Annotated in this window: 18 protein-coding genes; 6 read left to right on the top strand and 12 right to left on the bottom strand. The window is 55.2% G+C overall.

The window, feature by feature from the left end; all coding sequences use genetic code 11:
* The first annotated feature begins 23 nt into the window (after nt 1-23).
* Nucleotides 24-623 carry a hypothetical protein gene (locus ABU190_RS09635; RefSeq protein WP_354691154.1) on the top strand — a complete coding sequence of 200 codons (600 nt, stop codon included), beginning with the start codon at nt 24-26 and terminating at the stop codon, nt 621-623.
* Nucleotides 624-688: 65 nt separating this feature from the next.
* On the opposite strand, the gene ABU190_RS09630 is transcribed toward ABU190_RS09635, so the two are convergent.
* Entirely contained in the window at nt 689-943 is a 255-nt protein-coding gene (locus ABU190_RS09630; RefSeq protein WP_354691153.1) for a pentapeptide MXKDX repeat protein, read from the bottom strand.
* A gap of 190 nt (nt 944-1,133) precedes the next feature.
* On the opposite strand from ABU190_RS09630, the gene ABU190_RS09625 reads away from it, so the two are divergent.
* A complete protein-coding gene (locus ABU190_RS09625; protein ID WP_039078503.1) occupies nt 1,134-1,853 on the top strand; it encodes a response regulator transcription factor in 720 nt (239 codons plus the stop codon).
* Nucleotides 1,850-3,331, top strand: coding sequence for an ATP-binding protein (locus tag ABU190_RS09620; protein ID WP_354691152.1), 1,482 nt, complete (start codon nt 1,850-1,852; stop codon nt 3,329-3,331). Before ABU190_RS09625 ends, ABU190_RS09620 begins: the two co-directional genes overlap by 4 nt.
* Nucleotides 3,332-3,378: 47 nt before the next feature.
* Here the strand turns inward: ABU190_RS09620 and artJ are convergent, their stop codons facing one another.
* From artJ to ABU190_RS09590, 6 genes are all read right to left on the bottom strand, one after another.
* Nucleotides 3,379-4,110, bottom strand: coding sequence for an arginine ABC transporter substrate-binding protein ArtJ (artJ, locus tag ABU190_RS09615; protein ID WP_039078505.1), 732 nt, complete (start codon nt 4,108-4,110; stop codon nt 3,379-3,381).
* 188 nt (nt 4,111-4,298) lie between these two features.
* Entirely contained in the window at nt 4,299-4,967 is a 669-nt protein-coding gene (artM, locus tag ABU190_RS09610) for an arginine ABC transporter permease ArtM (RefSeq protein WP_039078506.1), read from the bottom strand.
* On the bottom strand, nt 4,967-5,683 hold the full coding sequence (gene artQ, locus ABU190_RS09605; protein ID WP_039078507.1) for an arginine ABC transporter permease ArtQ: 717 nt from the start codon (nt 5,681-5,683) through the stop codon (nt 4,967-4,969). Before artQ ends, artM begins: the two co-directional genes overlap by 1 nt.
* A gap of 6 nt (nt 5,684-5,689) precedes the next feature.
* Nucleotides 5,690-6,421 carry an arginine ABC transporter substrate-binding protein ArtI gene (gene artI / locus ABU190_RS09600; protein ID WP_071196069.1) on the bottom strand — a complete coding sequence of 244 codons (732 nt, stop codon included), beginning with the start codon at nt 6,419-6,421 and terminating at the stop codon, nt 5,690-5,692.
* 18 nt (nt 6,422-6,439) lie between these two features.
* A complete protein-coding gene (gene artP, locus ABU190_RS09595) occupies nt 6,440-7,168 on the bottom strand; it encodes an arginine ABC transporter ATP-binding protein ArtP (RefSeq protein ID WP_039078509.1) in 729 nt (242 codons plus the stop codon).
* A gap of 220 nt (nt 7,169-7,388) precedes the next feature.
* A complete protein-coding gene (locus ABU190_RS09590) occupies nt 7,389-7,904 on the bottom strand; it encodes a lipoprotein (RefSeq protein ID WP_071196070.1) in 516 nt (171 codons plus the stop codon).
* Between the two features lie 103 nt (nt 7,905-8,007).
* On the opposite strand from ABU190_RS09590, the gene ABU190_RS09585 reads away from it, so the two are divergent.
* Both ABU190_RS09585 and ABU190_RS09580 read left to right on the top strand, forming a co-directional pair.
* Nucleotides 8,008-8,328, top strand: a complete 321-nt coding sequence (locus tag ABU190_RS09585; protein ID WP_039078511.1) for a heavy metal-binding domain-containing protein — start codon at nt 8,008-8,010, stop codon at nt 8,326-8,328.
* Nucleotides 8,328-9,158 carry an N-acetylmuramoyl-L-alanine amidase gene (locus ABU190_RS09580; RefSeq protein ID WP_354691151.1) on the top strand — a complete coding sequence of 277 codons (831 nt, stop codon included), beginning with the start codon at nt 8,328-8,330 and terminating at the stop codon, nt 9,156-9,158. The genes ABU190_RS09585 and ABU190_RS09580 overlap by 1 nt, the downstream gene beginning before the upstream one ends.
* A 22-nt stretch (nt 9,159-9,180) precedes the next feature.
* On the opposite strand, the gene ABU190_RS09575 is transcribed toward ABU190_RS09580, so the two are convergent.
* The 4 genes from ABU190_RS09575 to poxB form a co-directional block, all read right to left on the bottom strand.
* Entirely contained in the window at nt 9,181-10,194 is a 1,014-nt protein-coding gene (locus ABU190_RS09575; protein WP_354691150.1) for an NAD(P)-dependent oxidoreductase, read from the bottom strand.
* 96 nt (nt 10,195-10,290) lie between these two features.
* Nucleotides 10,291-11,727: a DUF2867 domain-containing protein gene (locus tag ABU190_RS09570; RefSeq protein WP_165158928.1), complete on the bottom strand. Its 1,437-nt coding sequence runs from the start codon at nt 11,725-11,727 to the stop codon at nt 10,291-10,293.
* 10 nt (nt 11,728-11,737) lie between these two features.
* Nucleotides 11,738-12,739, bottom strand: coding sequence for a low-specificity L-threonine aldolase (gene ltaE, locus ABU190_RS09565; protein WP_107222897.1), 1,002 nt, complete (start codon nt 12,737-12,739; stop codon nt 11,738-11,740).
* Between the two features lie 153 nt (nt 12,740-12,892).
* Complete coding sequence (poxB, locus tag ABU190_RS09560) at nt 12,893-14,611, bottom strand: ubiquinone-dependent pyruvate dehydrogenase (protein WP_354691149.1); 1,719 nt, start codon at nt 14,609-14,611, stop codon at nt 12,893-12,895.
* 152 nt (nt 14,612-14,763) lie between these two features.
* Between poxB and ABU190_RS09555 the strand changes: the two genes are divergently transcribed.
* Nucleotides 14,764-15,195 carry a DoxX family protein gene (locus tag ABU190_RS09555; protein WP_354691148.1) on the top strand — a complete coding sequence of 144 codons (432 nt, stop codon included), beginning with the start codon at nt 14,764-14,766 and terminating at the stop codon, nt 15,193-15,195.
* 58 nt (nt 15,196-15,253) lie between these two features.
* Here the strand turns inward: ABU190_RS09555 and hcr are convergent, their stop codons facing one another.
* Nucleotides 15,254-16,222 (bottom strand): NADH oxidoreductase, encoded by a 969-nt coding sequence (gene hcr / locus ABU190_RS09550; RefSeq protein WP_354691147.1) that lies wholly within the window; start codon nt 16,220-16,222, stop codon nt 15,254-15,256.
* Nucleotides 16,223-16,226: the final 4 nt, after the last annotated feature.

Here is a 16,226-nt window from a genome sequence, read left to right as displayed (position 1 = left end):
TCGCTCATCAGGGGGCACTGACCATGCGTATGCCATCTCGTTACTTATTCCCTCTTAAACCTGCCGCACCGGGTTCCGGTGTGGTGGCGTTCGTCGTTCTGTTTGCGCTGTTGGCTGGGGTTCTTTACGGCGCTTATCGCCTGTTGCGTGACTTTGTTAGCACGGGGAATCCTTTTATTTTTGCCGTTGCGCTGTTTGTGGTGCTGTTGAGCGTTTCCGGGATGGTCGACAGCCGCAAGCGGCGCGCAAGGCTCCTGGCACTGGCGCAGGCGCGTCAGGGCGAAAGCATTTGCCAGTTTGCGCGCGCATTTCCTCGACGGGATGTGGACGCCTGGGTGATCCGCGCTGTCTGGGAAACCGTGATGGCGTGGGGCGGGCGTGACCTGGTGCGGCTGAATTTCCCCCTGCGGGCGGACGACAGCCTGGCACTTTTTGCTTTAGACGATGACGAGGAGCTTTTCGATGCGCTCTCTGATGCGGCGACAAGGGCCGGGCGTACACTGGAAAATCTTGACCACAACCCGTTTTTTCCCCTCATCACGCTGCGTGATATGGTCATGGCGTTGAATGCGCAGCCCATGACGCCAGAGCGGCAACAAAAAAGAGACATCGTTCTGGATTAGGGTAAACAGTGGGCGCAGCCCGGCCAGTGACCCCGGCAATACTGCCCGGGGTGCAGGCGGGGAGATTATTTGTCCATGCCGTCCGATTTTTTCTTCATCATGTCGTCGTCTTTGCCCATGGTCCCTTTTTTCGCCATGTCGCCGTGCTTCATCGTGCTCTCTTTTTTTGTCATCCCGTCATGTTTCATCGGCGCCTTTTTCTTCATCATGGTGCTGTCGTCCTGCTTTTTCATACCGTCCTGGCTCATCGCGTCGGCGGCATGGGCGTTAGCCACCCCAAAGGCACAGAGGGTGGTGAGGGTGAGGATCATCTTTTTCATCGTGGTTTCCTTGCAAGGTGAGAGGGGATGTCACCTGACTCTCTTGCCTGACTCCGGAAAGTGTGGGTGACAGGCCGCAGCTTACGCCTGGACCGGTCACGACTTCCTCACGGAAATATAAATTATTTGTGATAACTCAATGCGCGACTATTGGGTAAGCTAATAAAGAGAAAGGCAACCGGAACGGGCTATGGAAACCGCAAAAAAAATACTGCTGGTCGAAGATGATCGGGATATTGCTGGCCTGCTGCGGCTTAATTTGCAGGACGAGGGCTACCAGATTGTTCATGAAGAGGATGGGGCGCGTGCGCTCGCCCAGCTTGAAAAGACCGATTGGGACGCGGTGATCCTCGATCTGATGCTGCCGAATGTCGATGGGCTGGAGATTTGCCGCCGCATCCGCCAGATGACCCGCTATCTGCCGGTTATTATCATCAGCGCCCGAACCAGTGAGACACATCGGGTTCTGGGGCTGGAAATGGGGGCGGATGATTACCTGGCGAAGCCATTTTCGATACTGGAACTGGTGGCGAGGGTGAAGGCGCTGTTTCGTCGCCAGGAGGCGATGGGACGCAACCTGCGTCTTGATATGGGTAGCATTGCCTGTCACGGTTTAACCATCGACCCGCTTCCCCGCGAGGTGCGCCTGCGCGGCGAGTTGATTGATCTGACGCCGCGCGAGTTCGATCTGCTCTACTGGTTTGCCCGTCACCCCGGAGAGGTCTTCTCGCGCCTGGCGCTGCTCGATCAGGTGTGGGGATATCAGCATGAAGGCTATGAGCACACGGTTAATACCCATATCAACCGTCTGCGCATGAAGATTGAAAAGGATGCCGCCGCACCGGAAATTATTCTGACCGTCTGGGGGAAAGGCTATAAATTTGCCGTTTCGGAGCCTGAGGGGGAATGATGCGTCGTTTAAGTCTGACTCAGCGCCTGACGCTGCTCTTCACCGTGCTGCTCCTGCTCTGCGCCGCCGCAGCCTGCAGCGTTCAGCTCTACAGTAGCACCCGCTACGGCGATGCGATGGTGCAACGGCTTTCTGCGGGTCTTGCTCAGCAAATTGCCAGCAGTGAGCCGCTGCTTGATTCCCAGGGCAAAGTGAATCGCCAGACGCTGAAATCGCTGTTTGACCGCCTGATGACGCTCAACCCCAGCGTCGAGCTGTATATGATCTCCCCGGAAGGCGACTTGCTGGCCGATGCCGCACCGCCGGGGCATCTTCGTCGCGAGCATATTGATGTCGCCCCGTTGCAGCACTTTTTATCCGGCTCGGCCTGGCCAGTCTACGGCGACGATCCGCGCAGTATCGACAAACAAAAAGTCTTTAGCGTGTCGCCGATTCGCCTCGATGGTCAGTTGCGGGGTTATCTCTACATTATTTTGCAGGGTGAGAACCTGAACGCGCTGGCGGATACTGCCTGGCAAAAAGCGCTGTGGAGCGCATTGCTGTGGTCGTTGCTGTTAGTGGCGGTGTTTGGCGCACTGGCAGGCGGTCTTACCTGGTGGTGGGTGACGCGTCCGGTGAAAAAATTGACCCGCGAGGTGCAGGGGCTGGAGCAGGATAGCATCAGCGCCATCAAGCAACTGGCGTTGCGTGCGCCGGATCCTGAGGCAGGAAATGAAGTCGCGGTCCTGGAAAACGCCTTTATTGAGCTTTCCCGGCAGATAGCCAGCCAGTGGGATCAACTGGCAGACAATGACCGACAGCGACGGGAGTTTGTCGCCAATATTTCGCACGACTTACGCACCCCGCTGACCTCATTACTGGGCTACCTGGAAACCCTTTCGGTGAAGGCCGGGCATTTAACGCCGGAAGAGTCGAAGCATTATCTGAGCATCGCCCTGCGCCAGGGAAACAAAGTCCGGCACCTGTCTCAACAGCTCTTTGAACTGGCGCGGCTGGAACATGGTGGCATCAAACCGCAGCCGGAACCCTTCTCAATGGCAGAACTTTTGCAGGATGTGGCACAAAAATTCGATCTGATGGCGGAAACGCGCGACATCCGATTACTGCTGGAGTTGCCCACCAACCTGCCGCTGGTGTATGCCGATTTGTCGATGATGGAACGGGTGCTCACCAATTTGCTGGATAACGCGGTGCGTCATACGCCCAACGGTGGGAAGATTTATCTGCGCGCCCGTCAGCAGGATGACCAGCTTATGGTTGAGGTTGAGGACAACGGGTCCGGTGTACCGGGTGCGCTGCGGGCTACGTTGTTCCAGCGCCCGTCGGTGCTGGACAAGGCCAGTGCGGGAGAGTCGCGCGGCGGGCTGGGGCTGATGATTGTCCGGCGTATGCTGCAACTGCACGGTGGCGATATCCGGCTGGTGGATGCGCAACCGGGGTCGTGTTTCCGCTTTACGCTGCCGTTTCAGGGAGCGTGAGAGCATAAAAAAAGCCGCGTTACGCGGCTTTTTCTCTTCAATTCCGATTACTGCGGGAACCACTGATCGCTGATTTTCTGATAAGTGCCGTCAGCTTTGATGGCCGCCAGGGCCGCGTTCAGTTTTTCCAGCAGGGCTTTGTTATCCGGACGTACCGCGATACCAAGGCCTGTGCCGAAATACTGCGGATCGGTCACTTTCGGGGTCGCAACACCCAGTTGCGGGTTGGTTTTCAGCCACTCGTTGACCACCGCGGTATCACCGAACACGCCATCGATACGGCCATTTTTCAGGTCGATAATCGCGTTCTGGTAACTGTCATAAGCTACGGTTTTCACTTCCGGGTGTTTGTCCTGCAGGTATTTCTGGTGCGTGGTGCCGTTTTCCATACCGATACGTTTGCCTTTCAGGTCATCGAAGGTTTTATACGCATCTTTTTTGGCGATAACCACGGCGGAGTTGGCGTAGTATGGCTCGGTGAAGGAGACCTGTTTGCTACGCTCAGGCGTGATATCCATGCCGGAGATAACCGCGTCATATTTTTTGAATTTCAGGGACGGGATCAGGCTGTCAAAGGCATGGTTGGTGAAAGTACACTCTGCTTTCATCTGGGTACAGAGCGCGTTTGCCAGGTCGATATCAAAACCCACAATCTTGTTATTCGCATCCATGGATTCAAACGGCGGGTAGGTAGCAGAGACACCGAAATTAATTTTGTCTGCGGCGGTTGCGCCAGCAGCGAAAGAGGCAAGTAATGCGGCCAGAATCAGTTTTTTCATTTTTGGAGCTCCTGTCTGTCAATCTTATTGTTTTACGGTTGCCGTGTCTGAGGCATGGGGCTAACAATGCCATTTAATGAATTTATATGCAATATATTTGATTAATTATTTTATTTTTCACATAAAAAAAGCGAGCATTTAATAAGTTGCTCGCTTTCTTGATTACTATTTATGCATTTTGTGTGGTTTTAGTTGCGACGCTCAAAGGCCAGCGCTTTACGCTCAATGAGACGCATCATCAGGGTCAGCAGGCCGTTAACGATAAGATAAATCGCCCCGGCAGCACCAAATACCATCACATCGTAAGTGCGTCCGTACAGCAACTGGCCGTGCCCCATCACTTCCATCAGCGTAATGGTATAGGCCAGCGATGTACTCTTGAACACCAGCACCACTTCGTTCGAATAGGACGATAAGGCGCGTTTGAATGCATACGGCAGCAGAATCGCCAGCGTGTCTTTCTTGCTCATCCCCAGCGCGCTACAGGACTGCCACTGGCCTTGCGGAATGGCGCGGATCGCCCCGTAAAACAGCAGCGTGGTATAGGCCGCGCTGTTCAGGGAGAGCGCCAGCAAGGCACACAGCCAGGGTTCCGACAGCAGGTGCCAGATAACCGGATATTCCTGCAGCACCGGGAACTGGCCCGGACCGTAGTAAATCAGGAAGATCTGCACCAGCAGCGGGGTACCGGTAAACAGCGTGATATAGCCACGGACTATCCACGACAGAACGGGCGTCTTTAGCGTCAGCACAATGGTAAAGAGCAACGACAGAACCAACGCGGCAATCAGCGACGCCACGGTGAGCGTCAGGCTGGTGTGCAGGCCTTTCAGCAGCTCGGGTAAGTACTCAAGCATCAGTCTGGTCTCCGTTCAAAGCGTGTGGCGCGCAGATCGATACGCTTAAGGATCCACTGACTGAGCAGGGTGACCACCAGATAAATCGCTGCCGCCACAATGTACCAGGTAAAGGGTTCCTGGGTACGGGTGGCGATACTTTTGGTTTGCAACATCAGGTCATTAACGCTGATAAGCGATACCAGCGCGGTATCTTTCAACAGTACCAGCCACTGGTTGCCAAGGCCCGGCAACGCGTGACGCCACATTTGCGGCATGACCAGACGGAAGAAAATGGCGCTTTTTGACAACCCCAGCGCCTGGCCCGATTCCCACTGACCTTGCGGTACCGCTTTTAACGCGCCACGTAAGGTCTGTGACGCGTAGGCGGAGTACAGCAATGACAATGCGATCACGCCGCAGAAGAACGGGCTGACATCAAAGTTCTCGATCTGCACCTGTATCGGGAGTTGCACGAACCCCAGATTGAGGGTGAAACCGTCAGAAAGAATTAACAGTAGCTGTGACGAGCCGAAATAGATAAACAGCACGACCAGAATTTCCGGTAAGCCGCGCAAAATAGTGACCAGCGCCGAGCCAGCCCACGCAACAGGACGCCATTTGGCTGACTCCCATACCGCAAAGATCATCGCCAGAACCAGGCCGATGATCAGTGCGCAAACGGCAAGGCCGACGGTCATCCCGGCGGCGCTTGCTAATGGAAAAATTTCATTCATCAAGGATTACTTCTGGAACCATTTGTTGTAGATGGTTTCGTAGGTGCCATCTTTCTTCACTTTTTCCAGCGCAGTGTTGAATTTCTGCTGCAACTCGGTGTTGCCCTGACGAACGGCGATACCCAGGCCCGTGCCGAAGTACTCTTTATCGGTCACTTTGTCGCCAACGGCAGCCAGTTTATCGTTCGATTTCAGCCATTCTGTGACAACTGCGGTGTCACCAAATACGGCATCGATACGGCCATTCTGCAGATCCAGCTTAGCATTCTGATAGCTGTCGTACGGAACGGTGGTGATTTCCGGGTGCTTATCATTGATGAATTTCTGGTGAGTGGTGCCGTTCTGCACGCCCACTTTCTTGCCTTTCAGGGCATCAATGCTGGTGTATTTACCGGTTTGACCTACGAACAGCGCGGAGTTGTCATAGTACGGAGTGGTAAACAGAACCTGTTTCTCACGCTCCGGGGTGATGTCCATACCGGCCATTACCGCGTCGAAACGACGGAATTTCAGGCTGGGGATCAGGCTATCGAACGCCTGGTTGGTGAAGGTACAGGTGGCATCAATCTCTTTACACAGCGCGTTTGCCAGGTCCACATCGAAACCAACGATTTTGTTGTTGGCGTCGGTAGATTCAAACGGAGGGTAGCTTGCTTCGGTGGCGAAACGGATAGTCTGTGCTGCAGAAGCCGACAGGCTGACGCTTGCAAGTAGCGCGGCGATCAATACTTTTTTCATTGTCATTTCCCCGAGAACTCAGTGAGATAAATAATATTTAAACGCGTCGGTCTGCGGCGAAGCAAAGCAGCTCGCATCCCCTTGTTCGATAATATGACCGTTTTCCATATAGACCACGCGGCTGGCGGTTTTGCGCGCCACTTCCACTTCATGGGTCACGATAACCTGCGTAATACCGGTTTCTGCCAGTTCACGAATGATGCTGACGATTTGCGCGGTAATTTCCGGGTCCAGCGCGGCCGTCGGTTCATCAAACAGCAGAACCTGCGGCTCCATCATCAGTGCGCGGGCAATGGCCACACGCTGCTGCTGGCCGCCGGAAAGATGCAGCGGATAACGATCGCTGTAGGGCTTAAGACGTAAACGTTCCAGCAGTTTGTCCGCACGGGCGAGCGCCTCATCTTTACTCAGACCCAGCACGCGGCACGGGGCTTCAATCAGGTTCTGGGCTACCGTTAAGTGCGGCCAAAGATTGTATTGCTGAAACACCATACCCACGTTCTGACGCAAATCGCGAATCGCTTTGTCAGAAGGGGCTTTGGCAAAATCGAAGTGATTGCCTGCGATGCTTAACTGACCGGAGCGCGGCATCTCAAGCAGGTTCAATACGCGTAATAATGAGCTCTTACCCGCGCCACTCGGGCCAAGCAGCACAAGTGTTTCACCCTGCGGGCAGTCAAGCGTAATGTCAAAGAGCGCCTGGTGCGCACCATAGAAGCAGTTAATGCCGTTTAATTTTATACTCATCGAGGCAATCTAATAGCAATTGAGGCCGCAAATAGTAACGTTCGCAGAATAGTTATGCAATATTTGTGCGTTAAAACTTAAATATAAACCGCATTCACACATAAAGTTAGCACAAAATACCGGGGCGTGATGGAAGCAGGCATAAATGTCGGCATTCACGCTGGAATGCCAGACATTTTGCGGGGATTAATGCATATTTCCCACTTTCATGGGCCTCTTGTTAGCGATGCTCAACAGACTGGCGCAATGTCCCGGCCGGAGCATGCGCCGCGCCACCGAGGTAGCGCACATCATCCACAGCCCAGCACTGACCTTCACGGATCATCAGCACTTCATCCTGCCAGCTTTGGGAGCCCTGAGTCAGGGTGACCCGCAGTGGAATGTTTCGCGCATCGGTGTTCGGGATCGTTGAGGCACTGGCAACGCTCGCTTTCTCCGGCATTACGGTTCTGCTGGAGAAGGGATCGGATTTCAGGAGCGTGGTATTGCGATTATCTTTACTGGCCGCGGTGAGCGAAGCCGCCAGATCGTCGCTCAGGTACGGACGCAGTGCGGAAAAATCATTACTGCGGTGCTCAATGCGATAATCGTAAAATTGTTGTGCAACAGTATCGGGGCCGCCTTCGATACAAGGGCCGCTGCGGGTTCCGATATCCTTAAACGCTGGTGTAACCGTGGTACAGGCGCTGAGCAGCAGCGCGCACGGTAAAACGAGAGTCAAAGCAGAGTAGCGCATATTGATTTCCTTATTTTCTCTTCGGATATAACCACCTTTCAAGAATAGTGTATTGCTCCGATAATGTGCTTTATAACGCACTGAGTATCAAAAGGAGACGCTGATGCAATTTTCAACAACACCCACCCTTGAAGGCCAGCCGATAGTCGAATATTGCGGCGTCGTCACAGGCGAAGCGATTCTGGGGGCCAATATTTTTCGCGACTTTTTCGCCGGTATTCGCGACATCGTGGGGGGCCGTTCAGGCGCGTATGAAAAAGAGTTGCGCAAGGCGCGTGAAATTGCGTTTCGCGAGATGGGCGAGCAGGCAAAAGCGCTGGGCGCGAATGCCGTCGTGGGTATCGATATCGATTACGAAACGGTGGGCAAAGACAGCAGCATGCTGATGGTGAGTGTGAGCGGTACGGCGGTGAAAACACGCTGATGAGCCGCTTTTTATCCTTACTGTTGTTAGCGCTGCTTCTGGTGGGTTGTGCGGGTGAGAAGGGGATCGTCGATAAAGACGGTTACCAGCTTGATACCCGCCGTCAGGCGCAGGCGGCGTATCCGCGTATCAAAGTGCTGGTGGTGCACTACACGGCGGATGACTTTGATGTTTCGCTGGCGACGCTCACCGATAAGCAGGTGAGTTCGCACTATTTGATTCCGGCGCACCCGCCTGTCCATCACGGTAAGCCGCGTATCTGGCAACTGGTGCCGGAAAGTGAGCTGGCCTGGCATGCGGGGATCAGCTACTGGCGCAACGCCACGCGAATCAATGATACCTCTATCGGTATTGAGCTGGAAAACCGTGGCTGGCAAAACGTGGCAGGGGTGAAGCGATTTACCCCCTTTGAGCCTGAACAGATTGCCGCGCTGGTTCCGCTGATGAAAGACATTGTCAGTCGTTATCATATCCAGCCACAGAACGTGGTGGCGCATTCGGATATCGCCCCGCAGCGCAAAGATGATCCGGGGCCACTTTTCCCGTGGCGTGAACTGGCGGCACAGGGGATAGGGGCATGGCCGGATGCCGCGCGTGTGGCATTCTATCTGAATGGCCGAGCGCCGTATGAAGCGGTAGAGACGGCCTCACTGCTCGATCTGCTGGCGCGCTACGGTTATGAGGTCAAACCGGAGATGAGCGCCGCCCAGCAGAAAAGGGTGATTATGGCCTTCCAGATGCATTTCCGCCCGACATTATGGAATGGCATAGCCGATGCGGAAAGTCAGGCGATTGCCGAGGCGCTGCTGGAAAAATATGGTCAGGGATGAGTACGCTTGAGGGAAGGACCGTTTAGCGCGGCAACTTCCCGTGATCCCGCAGCCAGTAAGCCGTGCGGGCAATGCCCTCATCGACAGAAACAATAGGCTCATATCCCAGCTCGTCCTTCGCTCTTTGAATATCCAGCGTGAAATCGAAGTTCAGCTTGGATACCCCATAATGGGTGAGCGAAGGCTCTTTCGCTGATTTGTCGCCGAAACGTTCCATGCTGCGTGCGATCATATCCAGCATCGCATAAGGCACGGAGCGGATGCGGCAGTCCATCCCCAAATCGTCAATCAACTTTTGCACGATGCTACGCAGGGTGCGCGGCTCGCCGTTAGTGATATTGTAGGTCCGCCCGGACGGCAGCGCATCACAAACGGGCTGGCTTGCCAGCCACATCGCATGCGCCGCGTTTTCGTAGTAAGTCATATCGACCAGCGCTTGCCCACCGCGCGGCAGTAAGATGCTGCGGTAGTGGTGCATCATCTGCGCCAGGCGGGGGATAAAGACTTTATCGTGTGGCCCGAACAGACTCTGCGGACGTAAAACTGTAAAACGGGTATTGGGGTTGGCCTGCGCAAGCAGTTGAATCACCTCTTCGCTGGCGGCTTTACTGCGGGCGAACTCGTTAGCTAAGCGCGCCGGACGGAAATCCTCACGAATGTCGTGATGGTGGTGATAATCGAAATAGAGTGATGGCGATGAAATATGAATGAAGTTACGCACGCCCCAGGCCACGGCCCATTCGCCGAGGCGGCGGGTTGCCCGGACGTTCGCCAGGTCAAAGGCCGCCTGTGTACCCCAGGGAGAGGTAAAACTGGAACAGTGCCACAGGGTATCCACCCCGGCGAGCATCACTTTGGCCTGCGAAGAGACCAGCTCGGTCAGATCGGCGTGAATAAACTCAGCGCCCATTTTTGTCAGCAACTCGCCCATGGCTTTGTTGCGGCCCGTTGCGCGTACGCTAATGCCTTTTTGACGCAAATATTCGACGGCGTTTCGGCCTAAACCGCTGGTTGCGCCTGTGACCAGAACCTTCATAGCAATCCACTATAGTGACCCGCAATCATTGCGTGCGCATTCTTCCGTGAAACAGGGCGGTATGCAATGGGAAACATGAAAGAATAATGTCTGAATTTACTTTTTTTCTGCGTTTTGTTCTGCCAGTCGCGCAATTCGCCGCGCCATGCCCCGAAAAATAAACAGATGCGCGGGGATCATCAGCAGCCAGTAGAGCAGCCCTGGCATACCGTGCGGATGCCACCAGGCGCGCACATCCAGCAGGCGGTATTGACCTTTGTCGGTGAGGGTAAAGCTCAGGCGACCCAGCCCCGGCGCTTTCATCCCGAACAGCAGTGCGAGTTGCTCTTGCGGCTCGGCGATGATCACTTTCCAGCTATCAACCTGGTCGCCTGGCTGCAAAAACGGACGCTGCGGACGGCCTTTCGCCAGACGATGGCCGATCAGATGATCCAGCGCGGCGCGGGTTTGCCAGAGAACATTGCCAAAAAAGTAACGCTCTTTACCGCCGATCTGATTAACCACCTCCCACAGCGCTTCCAGGCTGGCGGCGGTTTCAACGGTGAAGCCTGCCTGTTTGGGGAAATAGCCGTATTGTGGACGCCAGCGTGCAAATGCCTGCGGGGAATATCCCCAGTCGCTGGAATTCACCAGTTTCTCTTCTTCGCGAAGCGTACGACGAACCGCTTCGTCGAAAGTGATCAGCGGTTGGGGGATGAGCTGGCGAAGGGGGCCATCGTCAGCCAGCAGATCGTGCTTTAACCCCTGAATCAGCGCACGCGCAATAGTCGGTGGCACGGACGTGATGACCTGTAAAAACCAGACCGAGATAAGCCGGGTGGGCAGGGGGACAGGGATCAACGGACGGGTAACGCCACTGACCGCCATAAAGTGTTCAAACTGTTGCTGGTAACTCAGCGTTTCCGGGCCGGCAGCCTCAAAAACGCGGTGCTCTTGCGACGGATGATGGCGTAACTCCAGCAGGTAGTGGAGCAGATTCTCCAGCGCAATGGGAGTGGTTCGTGAACGCACCCACAGCGGCGGCGTCAGCACCGGCAGGTTGTAAACCATGTCGCGCATCACTTCAAACGCGGCCGAGCCTGCGCCAACAATTATCCCGGCGCGCAATTCCGTAACAGGAACCCTCGCGTCGCGCAGGATATCGCCGGTGAGCTGGCGGGCAATCAGATGGCTGGAGTCACTGGAGCCTTTGGCCTGCAATGAGCTGAGAAAAATCACCTGCCGGACCGGGCATTGCCGCAGCGTATCGCGCACGTTGAGGGCAATTTGTCGTTCCTGGGCGATAAAGTCGCCGCTCTCGCCCATGCTATGTACCAGGAAGTAGAGGGTATCGATCCCCTGAAACAGCGCCGGGAGATTGTCCGGCCAGATAAGATCCGTTTCATGGCAACTTACCCCCGGCAACTGCTGTTTTTGCAGGCGAGTAAGATGGCGTGCCACAGCGAGAATCTCATGCCCCTGCTGACTTAACGCCTGGATCAGGTGCTGACCAATGTAGCCACTGGCCCCGAGCACCAGAATTCGTTGCGGCACACCCTGCTCCTTAACGCTGCAAAAACGCCTGCCAGTGAGAAACAACATCGGCAAGCTGATCGCGGCTGACGTCCAGATGGGTCACCAGGCGCACAATCGGCGAAGCGTTAATCAGCACATCGCGCTCACGCATAAAGGCTCCGAGCGCCGCCGCGTTTTCTTCCCCTACGCGGACAAACAGCATATTGGTGTCATTGCGCATCACGTCGGCGCCAATTTCACGCAACTGTGCCGCCAGCCAGGCCGCGTTATCATGATCGTCTTTCAGTCGCTGGACATTGTGCTCAAGCGCATAAAGACCGGCTGCCGCCAGTATTCCCGCCTGACGCATGCCGCCGCCAGTCATTTTACGCCAGCGGGTAGCGCGCCTGATGTAATCCTTGCTTCCCACCAGCAGTGACCCGACGGGCGTGCCAAGACCTTTAGAGAGGCAAATAGTAAACGAGTCGCAGTATTGGGTGATGTCGCGCAACGCACAACCATATTCCACCACGGCATTGAAAATACGCGCGCCATCCACGTGCAGCGCAAGGTTGCGCTGGCGGGTGAATTCCCACGCCTGACGCAGGTAGTCGCGTGGCAGGACTTTACCGTTGTGAGTGTTTTCCAGGCTTAACAGGCGGGTACGGGCAAAGTGGATATCGTCCGGCTTGATTTTCATGGCCACTTTATCGAGCGGCAGGCTGCCGTCCGGTGCGGCGTCGATGGGCTGCGGCTGGATACTGCCCAGAACGGCAGCGCCACCGGCTTCGTACAGATAATTATGTGCGGCCTGGCCGACAATGTACTCTTCGCCGCGCTCGCAGTGGCTGAGCAACGCTACCAGGTTTGCCTGGGTACCCGTAGGCAGAAACAGCGCGGCTTCCTTACCGCCCAGCGCAGCCGCGTAACGCTGCAGTTCATTGACGGTCGGGTCATCCCCGTAAACATCGTCCCCGACGGGCGCTGCCAGCATATGTTCCAGCATGGCTCGCCCCGGGCGGGTGACGGTATCACTGCGTAAATCGATCATGGCACTTCCTTATTTACACGTCATCCCTCAGGCTGTCTCTGTGCAGGCTGCGCCCGCTAACCCCTGTCGCATTGTTATCTCCGCGTCTGGGGTTAGAGGACGTGCCGTCCTGGTGCATCATGAAGGATTTTGTGTCGAGGCAAAAAGGATGTTTTACCTGAGCCAGTTCGTTTTCGCCAGTTCCATCACCTCATCGCCGCGTCCGTTGATAATGGCGCGCAGCATATAAAGGCTAAAGCCTTTGGCCTGTTCCAGTTTGATCTGCGGTGGGATGGCCAGCTCTTCTTTGGCGACCACCACATCCACCAGCACCGGGCCATCAATGGAGAACGCCCGTTGGAGAGCCTCATCTACATCGGCGGATTTTTCCACCCGGATGCCGGTAATCCCGCACGCTTCGGCAATGCGGGCAAAATTGGTATCGTGCAGTTCCGTGCCATCGGTGAGATAGCCGCCAGCCTTCATCTCCATCGCCACAAAGCCAAGCACGCTATTGTTAAAAACGATGATTTTGACAGGCAACTTCATTTGCACCACCGAGAGAAAATCCCCCATCAGCATGCTGAAACCGCCATCGCCGCACATCGCCACAACCTGCCGTTGTGGGTAGGTTGCTTTCGCCCCCAGAGCCTGGGGCATCGCATTGGCCATCGAACCGTGGTTGAACGATCCCAGCAGGCGGCGCTTACCGTTCATTTTCAGATAACGTGCAGCCCAGACGGTCGGTGTGCCTACATCGCAGGTGAAGATGGCGTCATCGCTGGCGAAATGGCTGATCTGTTGCGCCAGATATTGCGGGTGGATGGCTTTCTCACTGGGTTTTGCCAGATCGTCCAGCCCCTTACGCGCATCGCGATAGTGTTCCAGCGCTTTGTCCAGAAAACGGCGATCGGTTTTTTCTTCCAGCAGCGGGAGCAGGGCGGTGAGGGTGGCATTGATATCGCCCACCAGCGCCATGTCTACCTTGCTGTGGGCGCCAATGCTGCCTGGATTGATATCAATTTGAATAATTTTGGCATCCGTGGGGTAGAACGCCCGATAGGGGAACTGGGTGCCGAGCAGGATTAGCGTATCGGCATTCATCATGGTGTGAAAACCCGACGAGAAGCCAATCAACCCGGTCATGCCAACATCGTACGGGTTGTCATACTCCACATGCTCTTTACCGCGCATGGCATGTACGACTGGCGCTTTCAACTTACCGGCAAACTCAATCAACGCACTGTGCGCACCCGCGCAGCCACTGCCGCACATCAGGGCGATGTTGCTGGAGTAGCGCAGCAACTGCGCCAGTTTTTTCAACTCTTCCTCTGTGGGGACTACCGCCGGTTGCGGGGCCGGATACCAGTGGCTGCTGGCGGTCTCTGGTGCCGGTTTCAACGCCACATCTCCGGGTATGACGACAACGGAAACACCACGGTTAAGTATGGCTTTGCGCATGGCGATGGCCAGCACCTGCGGGATCTGTTCGGGGGTCGAAACCAGCTCACAATAGTGGCTGCATTCGCGGAACAACTCCTGCGGATGGGTCTCCTGAAAATAGCCGCTGCCGATTTCGCTTGAAGGAATGTGAGCGGCAATCGCCAGCACAGGTACGTGGTTGCGATGACAGTCGAACAGCCCGTTAATCAAATGCAGGTTGCCTGGCCCGCAGGAGCCAGCACAAACGGCCAGCTCACCGGTAAGTTGCGCTTCCGCGCCTGCCGCAAATGCAGCAACTTCTTCATGGCGCGTGGACATCCAGTCAATGGTGCCCATGCGGTTAAGGCTGTCGCTTAATCCGTTTAACGAATCTCCGGTTACACCCCAGATGCGTTTCACCCCTGCCTGCTCAAGTGTTCTGGCGATATAAGCGGCTACAGTCTGTTTCATCGTTACGCCTCCATCTTATTGTTCCGTCTACAAGCGTAGTCGATGAAATGTCATTATTTGTGCGTAAATTGCCCCTTATTAGTTAGGGCTTTATTTATTTTTGGATTAGGAATAATCTGCATACAGTCGAATAAAAATAGGAATCATTTCAAATGGTTAAATCTCTGTTGGGTTCTGTTAATAAGATGTTAGCGCACGAAGACTTTGGTCGTTTATTGCTGCGTTTGACTGTCGGTGGATTGATGTTGTTCCACGGATTGCACAAGCTCATCGGCGGTATTGATGGCATCGCGGGTATGCTGGTGGCGAAAGGATTGCCTGGCTTTATCGCTTACGGTGTGCTGATTGGCGAAGTGATTTGCCCGGCCCTGATCATTCTGGGCATTCTGGTCCGTCCGGCAGCGCTGGTGCTGGCATTTACAATGGTCGTTGCCTGGTTGATGGTGGGTATTAACAACACGGCAATGTTGGATAAAACGGGCGCATGGGCGATCGAAAGCCTGGTCTATTTCTTTGTTGCCGCACTGGCACTGGCCTTCCTGGGCGCGGGGCGTTACTCCGTTGCGCCAGCCGAGTGGCGTTAAGGTTTAAAAAAAGCCCTTCCTGAAAAGGAAGGGCTTTTGCTTAACAGGGTACTGGCTGTTATGCCAGTACCAGATCGCTTTCCGGGTGACAGGAGCAGGCCAGAACATAACCCTCAGCAATTTCCTGCGGCGTTAATGTCATGGTGCTGGTGACGCTGTACTTACCGGACACCACTTTCGTTTTGCAAGACCCGCAGACACCCGCACGACAGGCCGCATTGACCGGCACCTTGTTACTTTCGAATGCTTCCAGCAACGTAGTGCCAACCGGACCGTAGAACGTTTTCGCCGGCTGTAGTTTGGTGAATGTCAGACCGCTGGTTGCCGCTTCTGCCACCGGGGTGAAGAACTTCTCATTAAAAAACTGCGTCACACCCAGAGCTTTAACGTCTTTCTCAACCTGGTCCATATAAGGCGCTGGCCCACAGGTCATGACGGTACGGGCAGCAAGGTCCGGGACGCTGCGCAGGATCTCTTGCGTCAGGCGACCGGCAAGGAAGCCAGCCGTGGCGTTGTTTTCCGCCACCAGGGTAACCGGGTAGTTTTTCCACTCATCGGCAAAAATCACATCCTGGGGTGAACGCACGCTAAAAATAACCTGCACATCAACCTGCGGACGGTATTTTGCCAGCCAGCGGCGCATCGACATGATCGGTGTTACCCCACAGCCCGCCGCCAGCAAGAGTAATTTATCACTGGCTTTGTTGTCGCAGGTGAACTCCCCTTGCGCATCAGACAGCCAGAGATAATCGCCGCGTTTGACGTCTCGCGTCAGCCACTCTGAGCCCAGACCGCCATCAAGACGACGGATGGTCAGCGTGATGTATTCGCTGACGCCCGGCGTGGAGGAGATCGTATAGGCACGCATCTGCTCAGCGCTGTTGCGAATACTGACCAGCGCATATTGTCCTGCGCGGTACGGGTAATAATCGTGGCATAACAGCGACAGCGTCCAGACATCCGGTGTTTCTTGTTGGATGTGGTGAACCTGCATACGCCAAGGACACTGCGGGGTTGGCATCGTCATTCTC

Origin of the sequence: Phytobacter sp. RSE-02 (genome assembly GCF_040578655.1) — a bacterium.
Classification (GTDB): Bacteria; Pseudomonadota; Gammaproteobacteria; order Enterobacterales; family Enterobacteriaceae; genus Phytobacter; species Phytobacter diazotrophicus.
This window is presented reverse-complemented; position numbering and strand designations above follow the sequence as displayed.

Bases quoted from the DNA above. Each gene is read 5' to 3' on its own strand.
- artJ (WP_039078505.1), bottom strand. From the start codon at position 4,110: ATGAAAAAACTGATTCTGGCCGCATTACTTGCCTCTTTCGCTGCTGGC.
- hcr (WP_354691147.1), bottom strand. From the start codon at position 16,222: ATGACGATGCCAACCCCGCAGTGTCCTTGGCGTATGCAGGTTCACCAC.
- artP (WP_039078509.1), bottom strand. From the start codon at position 7,168: ATGAGTATAAAATTAAACGGCATTAACTGCTTCTATGGTGCGCACCAG.
- ABU190_RS09590 (WP_071196070.1), bottom strand. From the start codon at position 7,904: ATGCGCTACTCTGCTTTGACTCTCGTTTTACCGTGCGCGCTGCTGCTC.
- artI (WP_071196069.1), bottom strand. From the start codon at position 6,421: ATGAAAAAAGTATTGATCGCCGCGCTACTTGCAAGCGTCAGCCTGTCG.
- ABU190_RS09555 (WP_354691148.1), top strand. From the start codon at position 14,764: ATGGTTAAATCTCTGTTGGGTTCTGTTAATAAGATGTTAGCGCACGAA.
- artM (WP_039078506.1), bottom strand. From the start codon at position 4,967: ATGCTTGAGTACTTACCCGAGCTGCTGAAAGGCCTGCACACCAGCCTG.
- ABU190_RS09630 (WP_354691153.1), bottom strand. From the start codon at position 943: ATGAAAAAGATGATCCTCACCCTCACCACCCTCTGTGCCTTTGGGGTG.
- ABU190_RS09585 (WP_039078511.1), top strand. From the start codon at position 8,008: ATGCAATTTTCAACAACACCCACCCTTGAAGGCCAGCCGATAGTCGAA.
- artQ (WP_039078507.1), bottom strand. From the start codon at position 5,683: ATGAATGAAATTTTTCCATTAGCAAGCGCCGCCGGGATGACCGTCGGC.
- ABU190_RS09620 (WP_354691152.1), top strand. From the start codon at position 1,850: ATGATGCGTCGTTTAAGTCTGACTCAGCGCCTGACGCTGCTCTTCACC.
- ABU190_RS09575 (WP_354691150.1), bottom strand. From the start codon at position 10,194: ATGAAGGTTCTGGTCACAGGCGCAACCAGCGGTTTAGGCCGAAACGCC.
- ABU190_RS09625 (WP_039078503.1), top strand. From the start codon at position 1,134: ATGGAAACCGCAAAAAAAATACTGCTGGTCGAAGATGATCGGGATATT.
- ABU190_RS09635 (WP_354691154.1), top strand. From the start codon at position 24: ATGCGTATGCCATCTCGTTACTTATTCCCTCTTAAACCTGCCGCACCG.
- ABU190_RS09580 (WP_354691151.1), top strand. From the start codon at position 8,328: ATGAGCCGCTTTTTATCCTTACTGTTGTTAGCGCTGCTTCTGGTGGGT.
- poxB (WP_354691149.1), bottom strand. From the start codon at position 14,611: ATGAAACAGACTGTAGCCGCTTATATCGCCAGAACACTTGAGCAGGCA.
- ltaE (WP_107222897.1), bottom strand. From the start codon at position 12,739: ATGATCGATTTACGCAGTGATACCGTCACCCGCCCGGGGCGAGCCATG.